Below are 23,507 nucleotides of genomic sequence, written 5' to 3'. Positions count from 1 at the left end.
GGCGGGTCCGGAGGAACTCCCCCGGGGCGCGTCGGACATGAAAGAACCCCTCGACGGACCCGCATCTGGGTCCGCAGAGGGGTTCTCGGGGTTCAGGCCACCGGCGTGGTGCCGGAGGTCTCCGGGCCGGACCCGGTGGTCGTCGCCGAGGCGGTCGCCGACTCGGCCGGGCCGCTCGCCGAGTTGGAGGTCTCCGGATCCGTCGTGGGCTGCGTGGGCGTGGGCTGCGAAGGGGTCGGTTCCGAGGGCGTCGGGTCGGTGGGAGTCGGTTCCGAGGGCGTCGGGTCCGTGGGGGCCGGCTTCGTCGGCCTGCCCGTCGGCGACGGGGTCCCTGAGGTCGGGCGGTCGCTGGGGCTGCCGCTGGACGGCGAGCCCGATGTCGGGCTCGCACCGGGGTCCGAGGCGCCCGGGGACGGGCTCGCGCTGCCGGAAGGGGTGGCACGGCCCGAGGTGCCCGGGGACGGGGACCCGCCGGGCGTGCCGCCACCGGTGGCCGGGGCGTCGGTCGGCTCGTCCGCGGAGAGGCCGGTCTCGCTGTCGTCCTCGCTCGCCGACTGTTCCGTCGTGACGTGCCGGCCCTCCGGGTCCTCGCTGCCGGAGGTCGCGCCCAGCGTCACCACGGTGCCGAGCACGGCGGCCAGCAGCGCGCCCGCGCCCACGGCGACCAGGTTGCGCCTGGCCCCCCGGAGCACGGCCGTACGGCCGCCCAGGGCGCCTGCGCCCTTCCCGGCGGCCGGCGGGCTCCGGCGGGAGACCAGTGTGGCCGGCTCCTCGGTCTGCCGAGGGAACAGCGGCATGGCCGCCGGTACGCCGGCGGGCGGCGAGGCGGAGCCGTCGGGACGGGCCGCCGGCACCTCCTCGCCGGACGGGGTACGGCCGCTCGTGGACGGTCCGCCGGAGCGGTCCGCGACGAGGGCGAGCGCCCTGCGGCCGGCGACGGCCCCGGCCTTGTCGGCGAGCGCGCCGCGCATGCCGACGGAGGTCTCCAGCTCGGCCCTGGCCCGGTCCAGATTGCCGGTGCACAGCGCGAGGACGCCCAACTCGTGGTGGAAGTAGGCCTCTTCCGCCACCTCACCGGCGATCCTGGCGGCCTCCTGGCCGATCCTGAGGACCTTCTCCCAGGCTCCCCACTGCATCCCCGCCGCGAAGGCGGGAGCGGCGCTGCGGGCCAGCAGGACGGCCGCACTGGTCCGGCCCGCCTGGTCGCCCGGGACGAGGGGCGCCATCGAGGCGAGGACGGCGTCCGCCTCGGCCACCGCCCGCTCGGGGGTGACCGAGGGGTGGCCGGCCCACCAGGCGTAGTGCTGGGCGGCTGTACGGGCCCGCGCTTCGGCGTCCGCGCCGTATCCGCTCGCCTCCAGCTGGGCCAGGACACCGGCGGCCAGCCGGTAGCGGGGTCCCGCGGGGGAGAGCAGGCCGCACAGGAACAGCTCGCCCAGTGCGGCATCGGCGTGGGTGTCCCCCACGAGCGCCGGCAGGTGCGCCTGGTGCGGCAGCTCGCCACCGAGGGCGACGGCGAAGTGCAGGGTTTCGCGGGCGGCCTCGCTGAGCCGGGAGGCGAGCAGCGCGGCGGGCGCCGCTCCCTCTCCGAGGCTGGGCAGGGGTACGCCGGCCGGCTCGGGCCGGCCGAAGGGGGCGTCGGCCGGCTCCTCGTCGTAGCCGTCGAAGGCCTCCGGGCCCGTGCGCAGCCGGTCGCGCTGACGCAGCAGCGCGCCCGCCTGCACGAACCGCAGGGGCAGCCCCTGGGACTCGAACCAGAGGTCACCCGCCCAGTTCGCCTCCTCGTCGGTGAGCGTGCGCTCCACGACGCGTTCCAGCAACTCGATCGAGGCGCTGCGGCCGAGGCCGGAGAGGAAGACCTCTTCGAGGCTCGAGTCGGCGGTGGGCGCCGGCACATCGGGGGTCGCGCCGAACAGGAAGGCGCACTCGGGCGTCGCGTCGAGCAGTTCCTGGAGCGCGGCGCCGCCGAGCTCCAGGTCGTCCAGGACGACGACCGCGCCGATGCCGTGGACGAGGGCCAGGAGCCCCTCGCGGTCGGGACGGTGCAGCGGGGAGCGGTACACGGCCTCGAAGAGCCCGTACAGCAGGTCCATGGCCGTCCGCTTGTGTCCGGAGAGCCGTACGACACCGTCGGGCGCCAGGTCCGCGCAGTCGTCGCCGACGGCGTTCAGCAGGGCCGTGCGGCCGGAGCCCGCCGCGCCGGTGAGCCGCACCGAGCGGCCCCGCGCCAGCAGCCTCACCAGCCGCTCGCGCTCCTCCTGGCGTTCCAGGAGGGGCAGTCGCGGTCCGGGCGGCCCCGGTGGTACGGGCGGGGCGGTGGCACGCTCGCGCTCGGTGCGCTCGGCGGCCGTGTGCCGCACCGGAGCGGCGGGCCGCTCCCCGGGGCGGCAGGGTTCGATCTCGCTGCCGTCGACCGGGTTCACGGTGAGCAGGAAGTCGCCCGATAGCAGCTGCACCGTGCGGGACTGGTGGGGTGCCTGGTGCCCGAATTCGGGCGTCAGGGGATCGCGGGGCTGCCGTCTCCGCCCGGTGTCCTCACCGGAGCGGTCGTACTCTTCCGGTCCCCGGTTGGTCGGGTCCATCGTCAAAGTCCCCCAGACGCGTAGCGCACGGTTGTCCCTCCCGGCCTCGCACGCCCCGCTGTCGTTTCCGGTCCGGTGTCCGCCCGGTGGGCCGTCATTCGGCAGACGGCCGAACCCTAGACCTTCGCCCAGTATCTACGAACCGGCGGGGGGCCGTGCCGCCCCGGACGTCATGGTCTCGTGAGGATTGTGCGGTGAACGGCCGGTCGGTCGTCCTTATACGCGCGGCAGCGAGTCTGCGGCGATTCCACCCTCGATGGCCAGAATGCGGTGCAGCCGCGTGGCCACCAGCAGGCGCTGCATCTGCGGCGGCACACCACGCAGCACGAGCCGCCGGCCGGCCCGGCCGGCTCTGCGGTGCGCGCCCATGATGACGCCGAGTCCGGTGGCGTCCCAGGAATCCAGCTCGGTCAGGTTCAGCACGAGGTCACCGGATCCGTCGTCGACGGCCGAATGCAGAACCGTACGGGCGTCCGCCGCGCTTCGGACGTCGAGGCGGCCCCCGACGACCAGCTCGGCGTGGTCGCCCCTGATGTGCATATGCGCTCCCCGGAAGTACTCCGTAGCAAGGTCGGACTGTCTGGATCTCTGCTGCCTCTGCCCCAACTGACTGCAGCAGCGACAGAGAGGTTGCCGTCTGTGAGCGAACCGATACCGAATTCACCCTGAGGGGTGATAGAGGTCCGCCGGAACCGCTGGTCCGGAACGCCTGACGGCGCCGGACCACCGGTCCCCGGGGCCCTGGCCGACGGCCGACCAGGCACCCGGGGACCGGGAAACGATCAGTAGGTGTAGAAGCCCTGCCCGCTCTTGCGTCCGATGTCACCTGCGTCGACCATCCGGCGCATCAGCTCGGGTGCGGCGAACTTCTCGTCCTGCGACTCGGTGTAGATGTTGCCCGTGGCGTGCAGCAGGATGTCGACGCCGGTCAGGTCCGCCGTGGCGAGGGGGCCCATGGCGTGGCCGAAGCCCAGCTTGCAGGCGGTGTCGATGTCCTCGGCCGAGGCGACGCCCGACTCGTACAGCTTGGCGGCCTCGACGACGAGCGCCGAGATCAGCCGGGTGGTGACGAAGCCCGCGACGTCGCGGTTGACGACGATGCAGGTCTTGCCGACGGACTCGGCGAACTCCCGTGCGGTGGCGAGGGTTTCGTCGCTGGTCTTGTAGCCGCGCACCAGCTCGCAGAGCTGCATCATCGGGACCGGCGAGAAGAAGTGCACACCGACGACGCGCTCCGGGCGCTCCGTCACGGCAGCGATCTTGGTGATCGGGATGGCGGAGGTGTTGGAGGCGAGGACGGTGTCCTCCCGTACGACCTTGTCGAGCGTACGGAAGATCTCGTGCTTGACCTCGAGCTTCTCGAAGACGGCCTCGACGACGACGTCGGCGTCGGCCACGGCGTCGAGGTCGGTGGTCGTGGTGATGCGGGCGAGCGCGGCCTCGGCGTCGGACGCCTCCAGCCTGCCCTTGGAGACGAACTTGTCGTAGCTGGCCCTGATGCCGTCGCGGCCCCGGGTCAGGGCCTCGTCGGTGACGTCACGCAGCACGACGTCCCAGCCCGCCTGGGCGGAGACCTGCGCGATACCGGACCCCATGAGTCCGGCGCCGATGACGGCGAGCTTCCTGGCCACGTTGGCACCCCTATGCATTCTCAACGGTTGTTCCACATGCTCTCCGGCGGAGATTAGTCCCCGTGAGGGGTGCTCGGGCAGTGAAGAGATGCGCGTCACGTCTCACATGACGGACATCACACCGGAGGGCGTCACGCGGCGGCGCTCCGCGCGTAGTTGCGGACCGTGTCGCCGAACACGCCCTCGACGGCGGCGGGCAGAGCGAGCGCTTCGCGGGGCACCTCGGCGGCCCTGCGGCCCGCGGCCGTCCCCCTTCCTGGTGCCGGTGGGCGCGACCCGCGTCGCCGTGACGGTGGGCACACGCGCCTTCCGCCGGGCCGGTGCCTCACTAGGCTGACCCCATGGTCAATCTGACGCGCATCTACACCCGTACCGGCGACCGGGGCACCACCGCTCTCGGTGACATGAGCCGGACCGCCAAGACCGATCTGCGGATCTCGGCCTATGCCGACGCCAACGAGGCCAATGCCGTCATCGGTACGGCCGTCGCGCTCGGGAACCTCTCCGAGGACGTCGTGAAGGTCCTGGTCCGTGTGCAGAACGACCTGTTCGACGTGGGCGCGGACCTGTGCACGCCGGTGGTGGAGGACCCGGAGTACCCTCCGCTGCGGGTGGAGCAGTCCTACATCGACAAGCTGGAGGCGGACTGCGACGCCTTCCTGGAGGAGTTGGAGAAGCTGCGCAGCTTCATCCTTCCGGGCGGTACGCCGGGGGCGGCGCTGCTGCACCAGGCCTGCACGGTGGTGCGGCGGGCGGAGCGGTCCACCTGGGCGGCGCTGGAGGTGCACGGGGACGTGATGAACGCGCTGACGGCGACCTACCTCAACCGCCTCTCCGACCTCCTGTTCATCCTCGCCAGGACGGCGAACAAGGAGATCGGGGACGTGCTGTGGGTGCCGGGCGGCGAGCGCTGAGTCAGCGGCCCGCCTTCACCGGGTTCTTCGGCTCCTCCTTGGGGAACAGCGTGTAGGAGGCGGCGATGATCAGGTTGATCCCGATCACCCAGAGCAGCTTCTGCTGCCACATGCGCAGCGAGCCGACGTCGCCGTCCCCGCCGACGTACCAGACCGCGGCCTGCAGCAGTGCCATGGCGGTCACCGCGGCCAGCACCCAGCGGCCGGCGGTGCGCCACTCGTGGACGGCCCGGGCCGTCCCGTACTTCGGGGGCTTCACCGGGGCGGGTCCGCCCGCGAAGCGGTGCGCGACCCTGGCGTCCACCCACCTGATGGTGGAGTGCCCGAGCCCCACGGTGAATCCGATGTAGACGGCGGCCAGGCCGTGCTTCCAGTCCGGCTCGGCCCCGCTCTTCAGGTCGATGGCCGTCACCACCAGCAGGACGACCTCCAGCAGCGGCTCGCACAGCAGCACGGCGGCACCGAGCCGGGGCTTCTTCGCCACGTACCGGAGTCCGAGTCCGGCGGCCAGCAGGACCCAGAAGCCGACCTCGCAGAGCACGATCAGTCTGACGATCACGGTAGTTCTCCTTCCGGTCCCTTCCAGGCTCCCGTCCGCGGGGCACCGGATCGTCGTCGGCAGTGACGAAACGTGACTGCACCCTTCGATGTAGCCGCGCCTCACCCCTCGCGCGGACGTCCGCGGGGACCCCGCCGTGTTGGATGGGAGGGTGTTCACCTCCGTGCGCCCGCACCGCCATGACGTACTGATCGCCGCCGTCGGGCTGACCGGCGGCCTGATCCTCTGGCTGGCCGGTCTGCACACCCAGGGAGGCCGGCTCCTCTCCGCGCACTGGATGGCCCTCGTGCCGCTCGCGGTGACGGCCGGGCTGGAACTGCTGCGGCGGAGCGCCCCGCAGACCGCACTGGTCCTCGGCACGCTCACGCTGGTCGCCGATCAGTTCACGACGGGCAGTCTGGCCACCGCGCTGATGTACACCGACCTCGTGTACGCCGCCGTGGTGTACGGGACCCCGGCAGCCGCCCGCCGCATCCCGGTGACGGCGTTCCTGGTCACGGTCGCGGTCACGATCGGGTTCCTGGCCTGGTACCGCACGGCCGAGGCCTTGCTGATCGGCGTGGTCACCGGGCTGGTCTCCTTCGCCCCCGCCATCACCGGTGTCAGCGTGCGCAACCATCGCGACGCTGCCGGGACGGCCCGGCTGCGCGCCGACCAGACCGCGCTGCTGGCCGAGATGGACCGGGTCCAGGCGGTGACCGCCGAGCGTTCCCGGATGGCGCGGGAGCTGCACGACATGGTCGCCAACCACCTCTCCGCGATCGCCATCCACTCCACCGCGGCACTCTCCATCGACGACCCCGGCACCTCCCGGGAGGCGCTCGGGGTGATCCGGCGGAACAGCGTCGACGGGCTGGCCGAGATGCGCCGGCTGATCGGGCTGCTGCGGGACAGCGGCGGGGACACGCCGAGCGCGGCACCGACCCTCGCGTCGCTGGACGCGCTGGTCGGGCAGGCGGGCGCGAACTCCGCGTCCAGCGGGCTGACCGTCACGCTGACGGACGGCCGTGAGGGGACGGGGGCGCTGCCGGCGCCGGTGGAGCTGGCGGCGTACCGCATCGTCCAGGAGTCTCTGACGAACGCGCTGAAGCATGCCGCGCCGGGACCGGTGACGGCCCGTCTGGGGCGCTCGGGGAACGTGCTGACCGTGGAGGTGAGCAGCATGCTCGGCGACCGGCCGGGCCCGCGCGCACCCGGTTCGGGGGCGGGCCTGGTGGGGATGCGGGAACGGGTGGCGCTGCTCGGCGGGACGATCGGGGCGGGCCCGGTGTCCGGGCGCGACGGCACGAAGAGCTGGCTGGTACGGGCGGAACTGCCCGTCGAGGAAGGGACCTTGAGGACATGACGATCCGGGTGCTGGTCGCGGAGGACCAGTCGGCCGTGCGCGCGGGCCTGGTGCTGATCCTGCTCAGCGCACCTGACATCGAGGTCGCGGGCGAGGCGGAGGACGGCGAGGCCGCCGTGCGCCTGGCCCGCGAACTGCGCCCGGACCTGGTGCTGATGGACGTGCAGATGCCCCGTCTCGACGGGGTGTCGGCGACGCGGCAGGTCGTGGCGGAAGGGCTGGCGGACGTGCTGGTGCTGACGACGTTCGACCTGGACGAGTACGTCTTCGGGGCGCTGCGCGCTGGTGCGGCGGGCTTCCTGCTGAAGCACACCGACGCGCACGATCTGCTGGAGGCGGTACGCACGGTGGCACGCGGCGAGGGCATGATCGCCCCTGCCGTGACGCGCCGGCTGATCGCGGAGTTCGCCGGGGCCGCAGCCGCCCGCACGGCCGATCCCGCGGTGCTGGACGCGCTGACCCGGCGGGAGCGCGAAGTGCTGGGCTGTCTCGGTGAAGGGCTGTCGAACGCGGAGATCGCGGGGCGGCTGTCGATGGCGGAGGCGACGGTGAAGACGCACGTCAGCAGGCTGCTGGGGAAGCTGGAGCTGCGCAGCCGGGTCCAAGCGGCGGTACTCGCTCAGGAGTTGGGTCTCCGAGAACGGTGACGGAACTTTGGTCTGGACCTCTTGACGATTGGTCCAGACCTTCCTAATCTCACCGAGCACGCACGCTGCGGTGAGTACGCCATGACAAGGCGCGCTCAGGGCGACGCAGGGTTCGCAGTCCACGGACCACCCCCGTTTGCCGGACCTCACCCGAGGAGCACCGTTGAGCACAGAAACCCCCCTACGCCGATCCCGTCCCGGATGGAGACTCGGAGCCGGCGGAGCCATCGGATCCAAGGCGGTCGCGGGCCTCACCGCGCTGCTTCTGCCACTCGCCGCGATGGTCGGCCTGGCCTCCCCCGCCGAGGCCGCCACATCGGCGACCGCCACCTACGTCAAGAAGTCCGACTGGGGCAGCGGCTTCGAGGGGCAGTGGACGGTCAAGAACACCGGCACCACCGCCCTGTCCTCCTGGACCATCGAGTGGGACTTCCCCTCCGGCACCGCGGTCGGCTCCGCCTGGGACGCCACCGTCACCAGCTCCGGAACCCACTGGACCGCCAAGAACCTCGGCTGGAACGGCACGGTCGCCCCGGGAGCCAGCGTCAGCTTCGGCTTCAACGGCACCGGCACGGGCTCCCCCACCGGCTGCAAGCTGAACGGCGCCTCCTGTGACGGTGGCGGCGTCCCGGGCGACAACGCCCCGTCCAAGCCCGGCACCCCCACCGCGAGCGCCGTCACCGACACGTCGGCGACGCTCACCTGGAGCGCCGCCACCGACGACAACGGCATCAAGAACTACGACGTCCTGCGGGACGGCGCCAAGGTCGCCACGGTCACCACGACGACGTACACCGACACCGGTCTCAGCAAGGGCACGGACTACTCCTACACGGTGCAGGCCCGCGACACCGCCGACCAGACCGGTCCGGTCAGCTCCTCGGTGGCCGTCCGCACCACCGGCACCACCGACCCGGGCCCCGGCCCCGGTGAGAAGGTCAACCTCGGCTACTTCACCGAGTGGGGCGTCTACGGGCGCAACTACCACGTCAAGAACCTGGTGACGTCCGGTTCCGCGGCCAAGATCACGCACATCAACTACGCGTTCGGCAACGTCCAGGGCGGCAAGTGCACCATCGGTGACGCCTACGCCGACTACGACAAGGCCTACACCGCCGACCAGTCGGTCGACGGGGTCGCCGACACCTGGGACCAGCCGCTGCGCGGCAACTTCAACCAGCTGCGCAAGCTCAAGGCGAAGTACCCGAACATCAAGGTCATCTGGTCGTTCGGCGGCTGGACCTGGTCCGGCGGCTTCGGTGCCGCGGCACAGAACCCGGCCGCGTTCGCCCAGTCCTGCTACGACCTGGTCGAGGACCCCCGCTGGGCCGATGTCTTCGACGGCATCGACATCGACTGGGAGTACCCGAACGCCTGCGGTCTCACCTGTGACACCAGCGGCCCCGCCGCGCTGAAGAACCTCTCCTCGGCGCTGCGCACGAAGTTCGGGACGAACAACCTGGTCACCGCCGCGATCACCGCGGACGGCTCGGAGGGCGGCAAGATCGACGCAGCGGACTACGCGGGCGCCGCAGCATACTTCGACTGGTACAACGTCATGACGTACGACTTCTTCGGCGCGTGGGTGGCCAAGGGCCCGACGGCCCCGCACTCCCCGCTGACCTCGTACAGCGGCGTCCCGCAGGAGGGCTTCAACTCCGCCGCGGCCATCGCCAAGCTGAAGGCCAAGGGCGTCCCCGCCTCGAAGCTGCTGCTCGGCATCGGCTTCTACGGCCGCGGCTGGACCGGCGTCACCCAGGCTGCACCGGGCGGCACGGCGACCGGAGCGGCCCAGGGCACGTACGAGGCGGGCATCGAGGACTACAAGGTCCTGAAGAACAGCTGCCCGGCCACCGGCACGATCGCCGGCACCGCGTACGCCCACTGCGGCACCAACTGGTGGAGCTACGACACCCCGGCGACGATCACGTCCAAGATGGCCTGGGCGAACAGCCAGGGCCTGGGCGGGGCATTCTTCTGGGAGTTCAGTGGCGACACCGCGAACGGTGAGCTCGTGAGCGCGATGGACAGCGGCCTCAACTAACCCCGACGAGGCACGCACACCCCCGAAAAAACGCCGGGGAGACAGGTCCGCCCCCTGTCTCCCCGGTTTCGTGTGTCCTCGGGCCGTCAGGCCACGTTCACCCTCTGGCCGGGCGGAGCCGCCTCCAGCCAGGCGAGGAAGCCCGTCAGCGCGTCCTCGCTCATCGCTAGCTCCAGACGAATCCCCTGATGGAGACAGCCGAGCACGACGGAATCGGACAGGAGTGCCAGCTCCTCCTCGCCCTCCGGCAGCCGGCGCGCGACCACCTCGATGGCGGAGCGCTCCAGGCCGCGGCGCGGACGGGGCGCGTAGGAGAAGACCCGGAACCAGTCCACGCGGTCGCCGCTGTAGCGGGCGACCCCGTACACCCAGCCCTTGCCGGACGGATCCGGCTCCTGCGACACGTCCCAGCGCAGGCTGCAGTCGAAGGTGCCGCCGGAGCGCTGGATCAGCCGCCTGCGCAGACCGAAGACGAACAGACCCACCGCGACCAGTACGACGACCAGACCGCCCACCCACAAAGCGAGGACCATCTCCACCGACCTCCTCGCATCGTCGAGTAACGGATACCGAACCGAGCCGAACCGCACCTGCATCGCCTCAGCCGCGACACGGTCTGGATAATTCCAGCTCGGGCCGCGGCTGAGTCAAACAACACTTCGTGGGGTGCGCTAGCGCACCGCCACCGCACGCAGTCGCACGTCCGCACGCCGCTCGGCGGCGGCGTCCGCGGCCGACTTCGCACGCTCCAGCGCACGCTCGGCGCGCTGGACGTCGATCTCGTCCGCGAGCTCGACAATCTCCGCGAGCAGCGAGAGCTTGTCGTCCGCGAAGGAGATGAAACCGCCGTGCACGGCGGCGATGACAGTCCCGCCGTCGCTCGTGCGGATCGTCACCGGGCCCGATTCCAGCACACCCAGAAGCGGCTGGTGACCGGGCATGACGCCGATGTCGCCGGACGTGGTACGTGCGACAACGAGGGTGGCCTCGCCGGACCAGACACTGCGGTCCGCGGCGACCAGCTCGACATGCAGCTCAGCAGCCAAGGTGGCTCCTCGGGTCACCACCCGGCGGTCATGCCGGGTGTTGGGTCAATTCTACGGGGCGTGGTGAGGGGGGCGGGACACACCCACCCCCCTCGGTGAGCCGGAGGCTCAGGAGACGCCGAGCTCCTTGGCGTTCGCCTTGAGGTCCTCGATGCCACCGCACATGAAGAACGCCTGCTCGGGGAAGTGGTCGTACTCACCGTCGCAGATCGAGTTGAACGCGGCGATCGACTCGTCGAGCGGGACGTCCGAACCGTCCAGGCCGGTGAACTGCTTGGCGGCGTGGGTGTTCTGCGACAGGAAGCGCTCGACGCGACGGGCACGGTGGACGACGAGCTTGTCCTCCTCGCCCAGCTCGTCGATACCGAGGATCGCGATGATGTCCTGGAGGTCCTTGTACTTCTGCAGGATCCCCTTGACGCGGCTGGCCGTGTCGTAGTGGTCCTGCGCGATGTAGCGCGGGTCCAGGATGCGGGACGTGGAGTCCAGCGGGTCCACGGCCGGGTAGATGCCCTTCTCGGAGATCGGACGGGAGAGAACCGTCGTCGCGTCGAGGTGGGCGAACGTGGTGGCCGGGGCCGGGTCGGTCAGGTCGTCCGCGGGGACGTAGATCGCCTGCATCGAGGTGATCGAGTGACCACGCGTCGAGGTGATGCGCTCCTGGAGCACACCCATCTCGTCGGCCAGGGTCGGCTGGTAACCCACTGCGGACGGCATGCGGCCGAGCAGCGTGGAGACCTCGGAACCGGCCTGCGTGAAGCGGAAGATGTTGTCGATGAAGAGCAGCACGTCCTGCTTCTGCACATCGCGGAAGTACTCCGCCATGGTCAGGGCGGACAGCGCGACCCGCAGACGGGTGCCCGGCGGCTCGTCCATCTGGCCGAAGACCAGCGCGGTCTTGTCCAGGACGCCCGAGTCGGTCATCTCGTCGATGAGGTCGTTGCCCTCACGGGTGCGCTCGCCGACACCGGCGAACACCGACACACCGTCGTGCAGCTTCGCCACACGCATGATCATTTCCTGGATGAGGACCGTCTTGCCGACGCCCGCACCACCGAACAGACCGATCTTGCCGCCCTTGACGTACGGGGTCAGCAGGTCGACGACCTTCAGGCCGGTCTCGAACATCTCGGTCTTGGACTCGAGCTGGTCGAAGGCCGGGGCCTTGCGGTGGATCGGCCAGCGCTCGGTGATCTGCGACTCGGCCTCGGGCTCGTTCAGGATCTGACCGAGGGTGTTGAACACCTTGCCCTTGGTGACGTCACCGACCGGGACCGTGATGCCCTCGCCCGTGTCGGTCACCGGGGCCTGGCGGACCAGACCGTCGGTGGGCTGCATCGAGATCGCGCGGACCACGCCGTCGCCCAGGTGCTGGGCGACCTCGAGGGTCAGCGTCTTACGAGCGCCGGCCTCGGCCGGGTCGTCGACCTCGACGTGCAGGGCGTTGTAGATCTCCGGCATCGCGTCGACGGGGAACTCCACGTCGACGACCGGGCCGATGACCCGGGCGACGCGGCCCGTGGCAGCGGCCGTCTCAACTGTCGTCGTCATTACTTGTCACTCCCCGCGGACGCGTCGGCCAGCGCACCTGCACCGCCGACGATCTCGCTGATTTCCTGGGTGATTTCGGCCTGGCGGGCCGCGTTGGCAAGCCGGGAGAGGCTCTTGATCAGATCCCCGGCGTTGTCGGTCGCCGACTTCATCGCGCGGCGGCGGGCGGCGTGCTCGGAAGCGGCCGCCTGCAGCAGTGCGTTGTAGATGCGGCTCTCGACGTAGCGCGGCAGAAGGGCGTCGAGGACGTCCTCAGCCGACGGCTCGAAGTCGAACAGCGGAAGGATCTCGTCCTTCGCACCGGTCTCCTCCGCGGCCTGGTCGAGCGAGAGCGGCAGCATCCGGCCGTCGACCGCGTTCTGCGTCATCATCGACACGAACTCGGTGAAGACGATGTGCAGCTCGTCGACGCCACCCTCGGCCGTGTCCTTCTGGATGGACTCGATCAGGGGCGCGGCGATCTTCTTGGCGTCCGCGTACTCCGGGCTGTCGGTGAAGCCGGTCCACGACTCCGCGACCTTGCGCTCGCGGAACCCGTAGTAGGCGACACCCTTGCGGCCGACGATGTACGTGTCGACCTCCTTGCCCTCGGCCGCCAGCCGCTCCCGCAGCCGCTCCGCCGCCTTGATGGCGTTGGAGGAATAGCCGCCGGCCAGACCGCGGTCGCTCGTGAGGAGCAGGACCGCGGCCCGCACCGGGGCGTCGGCCTCGGTGGTGAGCGGGTGCTTGGTGTTGGAGCCGGTCGCCACCGCGGTCACCGCGCGGGTGAGCTCGGTCGCGTACGGCATCGACGCCGTCACCTTGCGCTGCGCCTTGACGATGCGCGAGGCGGCGATCATCTCCATCGCCTTGGTGATCTTCTTGGTCGCGGTGACGGCTTGGATGCGGCGCTTGTAAACGCGAAGCTGAGCGCCCATCGATCAGCCCTCGCCCAGGAGCTTGCCGTCCGAGGTCTCGAACTGCTGCTTGAAGGCGGCGATCGCGTCGGCGATCGACTGCAGCGTGTCGTCGGACATCTTGCCGCCCTCGGCGATGCTGGTCAGGAGGTCCTTGCGCTCACGGCGCAGGAACTCCAGCAGCTCACCCTCGAAGCGACGGATGTCCTCGACCGGGACGTCGTCCATCTTGCCCGTGGTGCCGGCCCAGACGGAGACGACCTGCTCCTCCATCGGGAACGGGGCGTACTGCGGCTGCTTCAGCAGCTCGACCATGCGCTTGCCGCGCTCCAGCGACGCCTTGGAGGCCGCGTCCAGGTCGGAACCGAAGGCGGCGAACGCCTCCAGCTCGCGGTACTGGGCGAGGTCCACGCGCAGACGGCCGGAGACCTGCTTCATGGCCTTGTGCTGGGCGGAGCCACCGACTCGGGAGACCGAGATACCGACGTTGAGCGCCGGACGCTGACCCGCGTTGAACAGGTCGGACTCCAGGAAGCACTGGCCGTCGGTGATGGAGATGACGTTGGTCGGGATGAACGCCGACACGTCGTTCGCCTTGGTCTCGACGATCGGGAGGCCCGTCATCGAACCGGCGCCCATGTCGTCGGAGAGCTTGGCGCAGCGCTCCAGCAGACGCGAGTGCAGGTAGAAGACGTCGCCCGGGTAGGCCTCACGGCCCGGCGGACGGCGCAGCAGAAGCGACACGGCGCGGTAGGCGTCGGCCTGCTTCGAGAGGTCGTCGAAGATGATCAGAACGTGCTTGCCGTCGTACATCCAGTGCTGGCCGATGGCCGAGCCGGTGTACGGCGCCAGGTACTTGAAGCCGGCCGGGTCGGACGCCGGGGCGGCGACGATGGTCGTGTACTCGAGCGCGCCGGCCTCTTCCAGGGCACCTCGCACGGAGGCGATGGTGGAGCCCTTCTGACCGATGGCGACGTAGATGCAGCGCACCTGCTTGTTCACGTCGCCCGAGCGCCAGTTGTCGCGCTGGTTGATGATCGTGTCGACGGCCAGAGCGGTCTTACCCGTCTGACGGTCGCCGATGATCAGCTGACGCTGGCCCCGGCCGATCGGCACCATGGCGTCGACGGCCTTGTAGCCGGTCTGCATCGGCTCGTGCACCGACTTACGGACCATGACGCCAGGAGCCTGCAGCTCCAGGGCGCGACGGCCTTCGGTCGCGATCTCGCCGAGACCGTCGATCGGGTTGCCGAGCGGGTCGACGACGCGGCCGAGGTAACCCTCGCCGACGCCGACGGAGAGCACCTCACCGGTGCGCTGCACCGGCTGGCCCTCCTCGATTCCGCTGAACTCGCCGAGGACGATCGCACCGATCTCGCGCTCTTCGAGGTTGAGGGCGAGACCGAGGGTTCCGTCCTCGAACTTCAGCAGTTCGTTCGCCATGGCGGAGGGCAGGCCCTCCACCTTCGCGATGCCGTCGCCGGCAACGCTGACCGTACCGACCTCCTCGCGCGAGGCCGCGTCCGGCTGGTACGACTGGACAAAGTTCTCCAGTGCGTCCCGGATCTCCTCCGGCCGGATCGTGAGCTCCGCCATCTGGGTTCCCTGCTCTCCTTGTTGGGCCCGAAGTTTCTTAAGGGGGTCTGGGGGCGACCCCCAGGAATCTTCTGCAATTTCTGCACGGCCCAACCGGGCCGCTGTTCTTGCTCGTTCAGGTGGTGCGGTTGCGCTGCTCGCTGTCAGCCGGCCATCCGGCGGGTGGCCTCTTCGAGGCGCTCCGCGATCGTGCCGTTGATGACCTCGTCACCGACGCGCACCGAGATCCCGCCGAGGACCGCGGGGTCCACGTCCAGGTTCAGGTGCATCTGCCGGCCGTAGATCTTCGCCAGGGCGGCGCCGAGGCGCTGCTTCTGCCGATCGGACAGCGGCACCGCCGAGGTGACGACGGCGACCATGCGGTCCCGGCGCTCCGCGGCGAGCTTGGACAGGGACTCGAGTCCCGCCTCCAGGCTACGTCCACGGGGCTGGGTCACGAGGCGTGTGACGACTCGCTCGGTGACGGGCCGCGCCTTGCCGCCGAGCAGGCTGCGCAGCAGCTCGCCCTTGGCGGCGGTGGACGCCGTCCGGCTGGTCAGCGCGGAGCGCAGTCCCTTGTCGGAACCGACGATCCGGCCGAACCGGAACAGCTCGTCCTCGACGTCGTCGAGCACGCCGTCCCGCTGGGCCGCGGTGAGGTCTGCGGTGTTCGCCAGCTCCTCGACCGAGTCCACCAGGTCGCGGGACTGCGACCAGCGGGAGCGGACCATGCCGGAGACCAGGTCCACGGCTTCGCCGCCCACCTGACCGCTCAGCAGTCGTCCGGCCAGCTGGGCCTTGGCCTCTCCGCCCTGCGACGGGTCGGTGAGGACCCGGCGCAGCGATACCTCGCGGTGGAGCAGCGCGGTGACGGCTGCCAGCTCCTCGGCGAGCTTCGCCACGTCGACCGATGTGGAATCGGTCAGCGCGTCGAGACGCTCACGTGCGGCAGCCAGTGCCTCGCGGCTCGCTCCGTTCATCGGACGGCCTCGGCCTTCGCCTCGAGCTCGTCGAGGAAACGGTCGACGGTGCCGCTCTGCCGGGCGTGGTCCTCCAGGGACTCGCCGACGAGCTTGCCGGCCAGGGCGGTGGCGAGCGTGCCCACGTCCTGACGCAGCGCCGAAGCGGCGGCCTTGCGGTCGGCCTCGATCTGGGCGTGGCCGGCGGCGATGATCTCTTCGCGCTGCCGCTGACCTTCCGCCCTCATCTCCTGGATGATGACGGCACCCTGCTCCTGCGCCTCCTGGCGCAGACGGGCGGCTTCGTGGCGGGCCTCGGCGAGCTGAGCCTTGTACTGCTCAAGAACGCTCTGGGCCTCGGTCTGGGCCGCATCGGCCTTCTCGATACCGCCTTCGATGGCCTCACGGCGCTCTTCCAGAACCTTGTTGATGTTCGGGAGGAGCTTCTTGGCGAGGAAGCCGAAGACGATGACGAAGGCGAGGAGACCGATGACGAGCTCGGGGATCGGCGGGATGAGGGGATTCTCCATCTCCTCGGCCGCGATCGTGAGCAGCTGACTCATATCAGTGCCTTTCGTCTAGTGGGCTGTTCGCTGATCCGCAGATCACGGGCCGTAGACGAACGGCATGACCAGACCGATGAGGGCGAGCGCCTCACAGAAGGCGAAGCCGAGGATCTGGTTGGCGCGGATGAGACCGGCAGCCTCGGGCTGACGGGCGAGAGCCTGGGTGCCGTTACCGAAGATGATGCCGACGCCGACGCCGGGACCGATGGCGGCGAGGCCGTAACCGATGGAGCCGAGGGAGCCGGTGACGGCAGCAAGGGTCTGGGACATGCCAGTTCTTCCTTCTCTTTCACGGACCGGTGGGGGTTGGCCACCGGACGACTTAAGGGTCGGAGCGCGGGATGCTCAGTGGTGCTTGGCGAGCGCGCCCTGAATGTAGGTGCAGGTCAGGAGCACGAAGACATAGGCCTGCAGTGCCTGGATGAAGAGCTCGAAGGCGGTCATCACGATGACCATCACGAACGAGACGCCCGCGTAGGCGAATCCGATGCCGTTGAGCAGGTACCAGCTGGCGATCGTGAACAGCAGCAGCAGCGTGTGGCCGGCGAACATGTTCGCGAAGAGTCGTACCGCGTGGGTGAACGGCCGCACCAGCAGGTTCGAGAAGAACTCGATGAGCATGGCGAGCGGAAGCACCGGGCCGAGCGACTTGTCGTAGCCGGTGATGTTCTTGAACGCCCCGACGAAGCCGTGTCGCTTGAAGGTCAGGCTGACCCACAGGACGTAGACGATGATCGCCAGTACCGCGGGGTACGCGATGATCGACGTCACGGGGAACTGGGCGACCGGGATGATCGACCAGAGGTTCATCATCCAGACGAAGAAGAACAGCGACACGACCAGCGGGACGTACTTCTCGCCCTCGCGCTTGCCGATGGTCTCGTAGACGATGCCGCGACGGATGAAGTCGTAGCCCATCTCCGCGACCGACTGCAGCTTGCCGGGGACCATCTTGGGCTTCCGGAACGCCGCCCAGAAGAAACCGACGATGATGATCGAACCGAGGAGCGCCAGCAGCATCGGCTTGTTGAAGTACAAGTTGCTGTCCGGGTCACCCCACAGCGGCTCGAACAGGAACGAATGCAAGCCGGGTGCCGGGAAACCACAACCGTCGAAGATGTGGCAATCGGTCTCGAAGGCGAGCACCTGTGTCGGGTCAGCACTCACCGCGGGCTCCTTCAGCGTGGCGCATAGGTACGGCAACCTCGATGTGTCGGCGCGGCACGCGGCCGCGGTTCGGCACTGGACTGGTGTTACGGATGTGTGAGCGGCAGTCAGGCATGTGAGCCTCGCGATCGAGCAGGCGTCAGCTCACATGCCCGCGCCCGCAGTGCCGCAGTTGAAACCGGACGATAGCAGGGTCCGGCGAGCGCCCTTATTCCGCCCCTACCCATCACGCCGACGGGCCCGTCTTCTTGGGCTTGTCACCCTGGCTGGACTCGGGCTCGACGTAAAGGATCTTGGCCTTCATGTGCGCACGCGCCTGTGCGCCGATCCACACGAGAGTCGTCGCGACCAGCGTGATCGCGAAGGCCTTCGGGTTGAACAGCGAAGTGTCCTTGAACACGGCGACGAAGATGAACAGCAGCAGGAGCTGTGCCGTGTACAGCATCAGCCCCATCGCCTGGAACAGGTGCGGGAGGGACTTGGCGGTCCGTTCCAGGACCACCAGCCCGATCCCCATGAAGAGAATCACGACCAGCGTCGCAACAACCGCACCCAGGGCTCCCTTGCCACCGGCGACACCAGCACTGACCGCGGTGGCGACAGCGCCGGCGGCAGCGGTGGGTACGGCGGTCTGGAGGAGAGTCCGGACGTCGTTGGACGGCATGGCGGCAACTCCGCTTTACAGGGGTGGGCAGTGGTGTCGTCATGGACGAGCGTAGGCCCGGACCGAGTCGATGCCTCGGGCCGGAGGACCGTCCTACTCAGGTCCTTCGGCTCTGTCACCGGGCTTAGTGAACGGTATCACAAACTATTTGATGAGGTCTTTACCCGAAAGGTGTGCGCGCTGTCACACATGAGAGTGACCGTGCACGTGTGCGCGGGATTTTTGGGCACCTTGTGTGGTATTGGAATCCGGTGTCCGAATCGTCAACGCGACGAGTCGGCACGGTCCCGATCGGTGAGGCGCGAACGGGGGCCGATCGCGGTCGCTCCGTTGACGCCGGAGACGCCCACGGCCACGGGGGCCCGTTCCGGGGTCTGGGAGGCCATCTGCGAGCCTGCGGGCCCCTGTTGACCCTCCGGGGCCTCCGGGGCGGACGGATCTGCCTCCGCCGCGGTGTCACGCCGCCGGCGCCGGTAGCGCGGCGGCACGAAGGCCTCGGCCCAGCGCGGGGCGCGCGGGGTGAAGCGCGGCATGAGCAGCAGGACCAGGCCGACGGCGCTGAGCCCCACGATCACCAGGACGATCCACAGCGAGGCCGAGTGCACGGAGTAGCCGACGGCGCCGAAGGCGATCAGTGCGGACCAGAAGTACATGATCAGCACGGACCTGCTGTGCGAGTGCCCGATCTCCAGCAACCGGTGGTGCAGGTGCCCGCGGTCGGCGGCGAACGGCGACTGTCCGTTCCAGGTGCGGCGCACGATCGCGAGGATCAGGTCGGCGGCCGGGATCGCGATGATCGTGAACGGCAGCAGCAGCGGGATGAAGACCGGCAGCATCGCGTGGGTGGCCTCGCGCTCGCCGCCGTAGAAGATCTGCATCAGGTCCGGGTCGACCTGCCCGGTGACGGAGATCGCGCCCGCGGCCAGCACCAGGCCGATCAGCATCGACCCGGAGTCGCCCATGAAGATCCGGGCGGGGTGCATGTTGTGCGGCAGGAAGCCCAGGCACATGCCCATCAGGATCGCGGCGAACAGCGTCGCGGGGGCCGCGGCCTCGATCCCGTACCCGTACCAGAGCCGGTAGGCGTACAGGAAGAACGCCGCGGAGGCGATGCAGACCATGCCGGACGCCAGGCCGTCCAGGCCGTCGACGAAGTTGACCGCGTTGATCGTGATCACGACCAGTGCCACCGTGAGCAGCGTGCCCTGCCACTGGGTCAGTGCGACCGTGCCGATGCCGGGGATGGGCAGCCACAGGATCGTCAGACCCTGGATGACCATGACGGCGGCGGCGATCATCTGGCCGCCGAGCTTGATCAGGGCGTCGAGCTCGAACTTGTCGTCCAGGACGCCGATCAGCCAGATCAGGGCCGCACCGGAGAGCAGCGCCCTCGGTTCGTTGGACAGTTCGAAGACACTGTTCAGGTTGAACAGGTGGTCCGCGACGAGCAGCCCCGCGCACAGTCCGCCGAACATGGCGATGCCACCGAGCCGCGGTGTCGGTTCCCGGTGTACGTCACGCGCACGGATCGCGGGCATGGCCCCGATCGCGATGGCGAACTTCCGCACCGGTCCGGTCAGCAGATAGGTCACCGCTGCCGTGACACAGAGCGTCAGCAGGTAATCACGCACGGGCTGCCCCACAGAATTCGCCGGCCATCTCAGCCCCACACCCTAGTCTCATGAGCAAGGACACAAAGGTACGGGTGATGGTTGCACACCCTTCGCCTACCCCGGGTACGGCGGATTCCGCTCGGCCAGTTCGCGCACTTCGGTCCGCAGCCGCCCGGTATCGCCCTCGTCCCTGACCGCCGCGCCGAACAGTTCGGCGATCCGTGCCATGTCCGCGTCGTCCATGCCCTGGGTGGTGACGGCCGCCGTGCCGAGCCGGATGCCGCGGCCGTCCCCGTACGGCAGTGCGCAGGTGTCGAGCACCATGCCGGCGGCCACCAGCCGCTCCCGGGCGGTGCGGCCGTCGACACCCAGCGGGCCGGGGTCGGCGACGACGATGTGGGTGTCGGTGCCGTCCGTGGTGACGTCGAAGCCCTCGGCCTCCAGCCCGGCCGCGAGGACGCGCGCGTGGGCGACCACCTGGTGGGCGTACAGCGCGAAGGCAGGGGTGGCCGCCTCGCCGAACGCGACGGCCTTCGCCGCGACCGAGTGCATCTGGGCCCCGCCCTGGGTGAATGGGAACACCGCGCGGTCGATCCGCTCCGCCAGCTCCACGCCGCACAGGATCATGCCGCCGCGCGGCCCGCGCAGCACCTTGTGCGTCGTCGCGCACACCACGTCCGCGTACGGGACGGGGCTGGGCGCCGCTCCCCCGGCGATCAGGCCCATCGGGTGGGCCGCGTCGGCGATCAGATAGGCGCCCACCTCGTCGGCGATGGCGCGGAAGGTCTCGTAGTCGGGGTGCCGGGGGTACGAGATGGAGCCGCAGACGATCGCCTTGGGCCGGCGGGCACGGGCCAGTGCGCGCACCTGGGTGTAGTCGATGAGCCCGCTGTCGGGGTCGACGCCGTAGCCGACGAATTCGAACCAGCGCCCGGAGAAGTTCCCGGGGGCGCCGTGGGTGAGGTGACCGCCGTACGGGAGTCCCATGGCGAGCACCGTGTCGCCGGGGCGCAGCAGCGCCGCGTAGGCGGCGAGGACGGCGGAGGAGCCGGAGTGCGGCTGGACGTTGGCGTGCTCGGCACCGAACAGGGCCGTGGCCCGGCGGATGGCGACGCGTTCGGCCGCGTCGGCCTGCTCGCAGCCGCCGTGGTGGCGGGCGCCGGGGTACCCCTCGGCGTACTTGTTCGCGAGGGGCGAGCCGAGGGCGGCGAGGACCGCCGGCGAGGTGAAGTTCTCGGCGGCGATGAGCTGCAGCGTGCTCGACTGGCGGCCGGCCTCGGCCAGCAGGATGCCGGCGATCTCCGGGTCCTGCCGGAGCAGGGCGCCGAAGTCCTGTGGCATGGCGGTCTCGGAAGAGGACACGGGTGCGGCTGGAGTGGTGACCGGCATCTGACGGCTCCGGGCCTGGGGAGGGATGCGTGCGCTGGCGTCAGCTCCAATGTAGGCCCGCACCGCGCCCGCTGCCCGCTGCCGTGCGGCCCCGTGCGCCGGTCGGCGTACGGGGCCGCACGGCGCGGACGGCGTGTCAGTGCGGGTCGCGTACGCCCGTCAGCGCCGTGACGACCGGGTCGAGTGCCTGGTTGATCTCGTCGCCGATGGAGCGGAAGAACGTGATCGGCGCGCCGTACGGGTCGTAGACCTCGTCCGCCTCGGCGGTGGGGGCCAGCAGCCAGCCGCGCAGGGCCGCCGCGGCGCGCACCAGTGCGCGGGCACGTTCGACGACGCCCTCCTCGCGGGCGTCGGGCAGCGTGGCGGGGTCGATCGCCCGGACGAGCCGGGTGAACTCCTTGAGCGTGAAGGTCCGCAGGCCCGCCGAGTGGCCCATCGAGATCACCTGGGCGCGGTGGTCCCGGGTGGCGGTGAGGACGAGGTCGGCGCGGATGACGTGCTCGTCCAGCAGTTCGCGGCCGACGAAGCCGGTGGCGTCGGCGCCGAAGTCGGCGAGGACGACCTCGGCGTTGGCTTCCATGGGGGCGCCCTCGTGGCCCCAGGTGCCCGCGCTCTCCACGATCAGGCCGCGGCTGAGCGGGTCGCCCAGGCGGTCCACCAGGGCATGGCGGGTCAGCCGCTCGGTGATGGGCGAGCGGCAGACGTTGCCGGTGCTGACGTGGAGGATGCGGAAAGTGTCGTGCCGCCCCGCTATGCCACGCCCCTCAGGGGCGGTCAATTGGCCACCTCGAGGTCGGGTACTACCTTGCGGAGGTCCTCGACGGAGAGGGCACCGGCCCGCAGCAGCACCGGGACCTTGCCGGTGACGTCGACGATGGAGGACGGGACGATGCCGGGCGTGGGTCCGCCGTCGAGGTAGACGGAGACGGAGTCGCCGAGCATCTCCTGGGCCGCGTCGCAGTCCTCGGGCGAGGGGTGTCCGGAGAGGTTGGCACTGGAGACGGCCATCGGGCCGACCTCCGTGAGGAGCTCGATGGCGACCGGGTGCAGGGGCATCCGGATGGCGACGGTGCCGCGGGTGTCGCCGAGGTCCCACTGCAGCGAGGGCTGGTGCTTGGCGACGAGCGTGAGGGCACCGGGCCAGAACGCGTCGACGAGCTCCCAGGCCTGCTCGGAGAAGTCGGTGACCAGGCCGTGCAGGGTGTTCGGGGAGCCGATCAGGACGGGGGTCGGCATGTTCCGGCCGCGGCCCTTGGCGTCGAGCAGGTCGGTGACGGCCTCGGAACTGAAGGCGTCCGCACCGATCCCGTACACGGTGTCGGTGGGCAGCACGACCAGTTCGCCGCGGCGGACGGCGGACGCGGCCTCACGCAGGCCGGTCGTACGGTCGGTCGCGTCGTTGCAGTCGTATCGCCGTGCCATCAGCCGGCCTCCTGGGACATGTACGGGTATGACGGGCAGGGGTCGTGCGGTTCCGGTGTCCCGGTGGTCACGGCATGGCCTTGCGGGCCGTCGCGAACCGGGGCCGGTTGTTCAGGTCGGGGTGATCGGCCGCGTCGGCCCAGCCCCGCTCCTCGGTGAAGATCCACGGCACCTGGCCGCCCTGGGTCTCGGCGTGCTCGATGACGACGAGCCCGCCGGGCCGCAGCAGGCGGTGCGCGGTGCGTTCGATGCCCCGGATGGTGTCGAGGCCGTCCTCGCCGGAGAACAGCGCCATCTGCGGGTCGTGGTCGCGGGCCTCGGGCGCGACGTACTCCCATTCGGTGAGCGGGATGTACGGCGGGTTGGAGATCACCAGGTCCACCTGGCCGTCGAGCTCGGGAAGGGCGCTCAGGGCGTCTCCCCGGTGGACGGTGACCCTGGAGCCCTCGGCGTTCTTCCGGGTCCACCTCAGGGCGTCCTCGGACAGTTCCACGCCGTGCACGCGCGAGCGCGGCACCTCCTGGGCCATGGCGAGGGCGATCGCGCCGGAGCCCGTGCAGAGGTCGACGATCAGCGGTTCGACGACGTCCATCGCGCGGACGGCGTCTATCGCCCAGCCGACGACCGACTCGGTCTCCGGTCGGGGCACGAAGACGCCGGGGCCGACCTGGAGCTCCAGGTAGCGGAAGAACGCACGGCCGGTGATGTGCTGGAGCGGCTCACGGGCCTCGCGGCGGGCGATCGTCTCCCAGTAGCGGGCGTCGAAGTCGACGTCCGGCACACGGTGCAGTTCGCCCCGCTTGACGCCGTGCACGAACGCGGCGAGTTCCTCGGCGTCGAATCGCGGTGAGGGGACACCGGCGTCGGCCAGCCGCTGGGTGGCCTGGGCCACCTCGGCGAGCAGCAGGTTCATCGCGGTTCTCCGTACGGGTTCACG

General features: G+C 70.1%; 23 protein-coding genes. 4 read left to right on the top strand and 19 right to left on the bottom strand.

The annotated features are described in order from the left end of the window. Positions 1 to 92: 92 nt before the first annotated feature. From AB0F38_RS06410 to AB0F38_RS06400, 3 genes are all read right to left on the bottom strand, one after another. Entirely contained in the window at positions 93 to 2,582 is a 2,490-nt protein-coding gene (locus tag AB0F38_RS06410; RefSeq protein ID WP_361887504.1) for an ATP-binding protein, read from the bottom strand. A gap of 216 nt (positions 2,583 to 2,798) precedes the next feature. Then, positions 2,799 to 3,122 carry an STAS domain-containing protein gene (locus AB0F38_RS06405; RefSeq protein WP_145803121.1) on the bottom strand — a complete coding sequence of 108 codons (324 nt, stop codon included), beginning with the start codon at positions 3,120 to 3,122 and terminating at the stop codon, positions 2,799 to 2,801. A 242-nt stretch (positions 3,123 to 3,364) separates the two neighbouring features. Continuing rightward, positions 3,365 to 4,213: a 3-hydroxyacyl-CoA dehydrogenase family protein gene (locus AB0F38_RS06400; protein ID WP_361887501.1), complete on the bottom strand. Its 849-nt coding sequence runs from the start codon at positions 4,211 to 4,213 to the stop codon at positions 3,365 to 3,367. A gap of 341 nt (positions 4,214 to 4,554) precedes the next feature. On the opposite strand from AB0F38_RS06400, the gene AB0F38_RS06395 reads away from it, so the two are divergent. Beyond that, a complete protein-coding gene (locus AB0F38_RS06395) occupies positions 4,555 to 5,127 on the top strand; it encodes a cob(I)yrinic acid a,c-diamide adenosyltransferase (protein ID WP_361887499.1) in 573 nt (190 codons plus the stop codon). Between the two features lies 1 nt (position 5,128). Here AB0F38_RS06395 and AB0F38_RS06390 read toward each other — a convergent pair whose 3' ends face one another. After that, on the bottom strand, positions 5,129 to 5,686 hold the full coding sequence (locus AB0F38_RS06390; RefSeq protein WP_361887497.1) for a hypothetical protein: 558 nt from the start codon (positions 5,684 to 5,686) through the stop codon (positions 5,129 to 5,131). 151 nt (positions 5,687 to 5,837) lie between these two features. Between AB0F38_RS06390 and AB0F38_RS06385 the strand changes: the two genes are divergently transcribed. The 3 genes from AB0F38_RS06385 (at position 5,838) to AB0F38_RS06375 (ending at position 9,722) form a co-directional block, all read left to right on the top strand. Continuing rightward, entirely contained in the window at positions 5,838 to 7,031 is a 1,194-nt protein-coding gene (locus AB0F38_RS06385) for a histidine kinase (protein WP_361887495.1), read from the top strand. Next, on the top strand, positions 7,028 to 7,678 hold the full coding sequence (locus AB0F38_RS06380) for a response regulator transcription factor (RefSeq protein WP_361887493.1): 651 nt from the start codon (positions 7,028 to 7,030) through the stop codon (positions 7,676 to 7,678). The genes AB0F38_RS06385 and AB0F38_RS06380 overlap by 4 nt, the downstream gene beginning before the upstream one ends. 163 nt (positions 7,679 to 7,841) lie before the next feature. Beyond that, positions 7,842 to 9,722, top strand: coding sequence for a glycoside hydrolase family 18 chitinase (locus AB0F38_RS06375; protein WP_361887490.1), 1,881 nt, complete (start codon positions 7,842 to 7,844; stop codon positions 9,720 to 9,722). 86 nt (positions 9,723 to 9,808) lie between these two features. Here AB0F38_RS06375 and AB0F38_RS06370 read toward each other — a convergent pair whose 3' ends face one another. From AB0F38_RS06370 to prmC, 15 genes are all read right to left on the bottom strand, one after another. After that, positions 9,809 to 10,255: a DUF2550 domain-containing protein gene (locus tag AB0F38_RS06370; RefSeq protein WP_056794362.1), complete on the bottom strand. Its 447-nt coding sequence runs from the start codon at positions 10,253 to 10,255 to the stop codon at positions 9,809 to 9,811. Between the two features lie 138 nt (positions 10,256 to 10,393). Further along, the gene (locus tag AB0F38_RS06365; protein WP_361887487.1) at positions 10,394 to 10,768 is read right to left on the bottom strand and encodes a F0F1 ATP synthase subunit epsilon; all 375 of its coding nucleotides are present in this window, start codon (positions 10,766 to 10,768) and stop codon (positions 10,394 to 10,396) included. A 108-nt stretch (positions 10,769 to 10,876) separates the two neighbouring features. Beyond that, a complete protein-coding gene (atpD, locus tag AB0F38_RS06360) occupies positions 10,877 to 12,319 on the bottom strand; it encodes a F0F1 ATP synthase subunit beta (protein ID WP_361887485.1) in 1,443 nt (480 codons plus the stop codon). Beyond that, the gene (locus AB0F38_RS06355; protein WP_361887482.1) at positions 12,319 to 13,236 is read right to left on the bottom strand and encodes a F0F1 ATP synthase subunit gamma; all 918 of its coding nucleotides are present in this window, start codon (positions 13,234 to 13,236) and stop codon (positions 12,319 to 12,321) included. Before AB0F38_RS06355 ends, atpD begins: the two co-directional genes overlap by 1 nt. Positions 13,237 to 13,239: 3 nt before the next feature. After that, positions 13,240 to 14,811 carry a F0F1 ATP synthase subunit alpha gene (gene atpA / locus AB0F38_RS06350; protein WP_361887480.1) on the bottom strand — a complete coding sequence of 524 codons (1,572 nt, stop codon included), beginning with the start codon at positions 14,809 to 14,811 and terminating at the stop codon, positions 13,240 to 13,242. Positions 14,812 to 14,954: 143 nt separating this feature from the next. Beyond that, positions 14,955 to 15,770, bottom strand: coding sequence for a F0F1 ATP synthase subunit delta (locus tag AB0F38_RS06345; RefSeq protein ID WP_361887477.1), 816 nt, complete (start codon positions 15,768 to 15,770; stop codon positions 14,955 to 14,957). After that, positions 15,767 to 16,312, bottom strand: coding sequence for a F0F1 ATP synthase subunit B (locus AB0F38_RS06340; RefSeq protein WP_361887475.1), 546 nt, complete (start codon positions 16,310 to 16,312; stop codon positions 15,767 to 15,769). The genes AB0F38_RS06345 and AB0F38_RS06340 overlap by 4 nt, the downstream gene beginning before the upstream one ends. A gap of 42 nt (positions 16,313 to 16,354) precedes the next feature. Next, positions 16,355 to 16,585, bottom strand: coding sequence for an ATP synthase F0 subunit C (gene atpE / locus AB0F38_RS06335; RefSeq protein ID WP_030768902.1), 231 nt, complete (start codon positions 16,583 to 16,585; stop codon positions 16,355 to 16,357). A gap of 75 nt (positions 16,586 to 16,660) precedes the next feature. Then, positions 16,661 to 17,482 carry a F0F1 ATP synthase subunit A gene (atpB, locus tag AB0F38_RS06330; protein WP_361887471.1) on the bottom strand — a complete coding sequence of 274 codons (822 nt, stop codon included), beginning with the start codon at positions 17,480 to 17,482 and terminating at the stop codon, positions 16,661 to 16,663. A gap of 226 nt (positions 17,483 to 17,708) precedes the next feature. Then, positions 17,709 to 18,146, bottom strand: coding sequence for a hypothetical protein (locus AB0F38_RS06325; RefSeq protein WP_361887468.1), 438 nt, complete (start codon positions 18,144 to 18,146; stop codon positions 17,709 to 17,711). Between the two features lie 263 nt (positions 18,147 to 18,409). Beyond that, the gene (locus AB0F38_RS06320) at positions 18,410 to 19,789 is read right to left on the bottom strand and encodes an MraY family glycosyltransferase (RefSeq protein WP_361887465.1); all 1,380 of its coding nucleotides are present in this window, start codon (positions 19,787 to 19,789) and stop codon (positions 18,410 to 18,412) included. Positions 19,790 to 19,873: 84 nt separating this feature from the next. Then, positions 19,874 to 21,148 (bottom strand): serine hydroxymethyltransferase, encoded by a 1,275-nt coding sequence (gene glyA, locus AB0F38_RS06315; RefSeq protein ID WP_361887463.1) that lies wholly within the window; start codon positions 21,146 to 21,148, stop codon positions 19,874 to 19,876. Between the two features lie 136 nt (positions 21,149 to 21,284). Then, positions 21,285 to 21,926 (bottom strand): protein-tyrosine-phosphatase, encoded by a 642-nt coding sequence (locus AB0F38_RS06310; protein WP_361887460.1) that lies wholly within the window; start codon positions 21,924 to 21,926, stop codon positions 21,285 to 21,287. Then, positions 21,923 to 22,570 (bottom strand): L-threonylcarbamoyladenylate synthase, encoded by a 648-nt coding sequence (locus AB0F38_RS06305; protein ID WP_361887457.1) that lies wholly within the window; start codon positions 22,568 to 22,570, stop codon positions 21,923 to 21,925. Before AB0F38_RS06305 ends, AB0F38_RS06310 begins: the two co-directional genes overlap by 4 nt. Before the next feature lie 67 nt (positions 22,571 to 22,637). Then, complete coding sequence (prmC, locus tag AB0F38_RS06300; protein WP_361887454.1) at positions 22,638 to 23,483, bottom strand: peptide chain release factor N(5)-glutamine methyltransferase; 846 nt, start codon at positions 23,481 to 23,483, stop codon at positions 22,638 to 22,640. Positions 23,484 to 23,507: the final 24 nt, after the last annotated feature.

The organism is Streptomyces sp. NPDC025273 (genome assembly GCF_040638585.1).
Classification (GTDB): domain Bacteria; phylum Actinomycetota; class Actinomycetes; order Streptomycetales; family Streptomycetaceae; genus Streptomyces; species Streptomyces cinereorectus.
The sequence above is the reverse complement of the archived record's forward strand: the minus strand, read 5'-3'. Positions and strand labels throughout refer to the sequence as shown.

What these genes read in the sequence shown, in the direction of transcription:
- AB0F38_RS06410 (WP_361887504.1), bottom strand. Translation starts at nt 2,582, where the DNA reads ATGGACCCGACCAACCGGGGACCGGAAGAGTACGACCGCTCCGGTGAG.
- AB0F38_RS06405 (WP_145803121.1), bottom strand. Translation starts at nt 3,122, where the DNA reads ATGCACATCAGGGGCGACCACGCCGAGCTGGTCGTCGGGGGCCGCCTC.
- AB0F38_RS06395 (WP_361887499.1), top strand. Translation starts at nt 4,555, where the DNA reads ATGGTCAATCTGACGCGCATCTACACCCGTACCGGCGACCGGGGCACC.
- AB0F38_RS06380 (WP_361887493.1), top strand. Translation starts at nt 7,028, where the DNA reads ATGACGATCCGGGTGCTGGTCGCGGAGGACCAGTCGGCCGTGCGCGCG.
- AB0F38_RS06370 (WP_056794362.1), bottom strand. Translation starts at nt 10,255, where the DNA reads ATGGTCCTCGCTTTGTGGGTGGGCGGTCTGGTCGTCGTACTGGTCGCG.
- atpD (WP_361887485.1), bottom strand. Translation starts at nt 12,319, where the DNA reads ATGACGACGACAGTTGAGACGGCCGCTGCCACGGGCCGCGTCGCCCGG.
- AB0F38_RS06355 (WP_361887482.1), bottom strand. Translation starts at nt 13,236, where the DNA reads ATGGGCGCTCAGCTTCGCGTTTACAAGCGCCGCATCCAAGCCGTCACC.
- atpA (WP_361887480.1), bottom strand. Translation starts at nt 14,811, where the DNA reads ATGGCGGAGCTCACGATCCGGCCGGAGGAGATCCGGGACGCACTGGAG.
- AB0F38_RS06345 (WP_361887477.1), bottom strand. Translation starts at nt 15,770, where the DNA reads ATGAACGGAGCGAGCCGCGAGGCACTGGCTGCCGCACGTGAGCGTCTC.
- AB0F38_RS06340 (WP_361887475.1), bottom strand. Translation starts at nt 16,312, where the DNA reads ATGAGTCAGCTGCTCACGATCGCGGCCGAGGAGATGGAGAATCCCCTC.
- atpE (WP_030768902.1), bottom strand. Translation starts at nt 16,585, where the DNA reads ATGTCCCAGACCCTTGCTGCCGTCACCGGCTCCCTCGGCTCCATCGGT.
- AB0F38_RS06325 (WP_361887468.1), bottom strand. Translation starts at nt 18,146, where the DNA reads ATGCCGTCCAACGACGTCCGGACTCTCCTCCAGACCGCCGTACCCACC.
- glyA (WP_361887463.1), bottom strand. Translation starts at nt 21,148, where the DNA reads ATGCCGGTCACCACTCCAGCCGCACCCGTGTCCTCTTCCGAGACCGCC.
- AB0F38_RS06305 (WP_361887457.1), bottom strand. Translation starts at nt 22,570, where the DNA reads ATGGCACGGCGATACGACTGCAACGACGCGACCGACCGTACGACCGGC.
- prmC (WP_361887454.1), bottom strand. Translation starts at nt 23,483, where the DNA reads ATGAACCTGCTGCTCGCCGAGGTGGCCCAGGCCACCCAGCGGCTGGCC.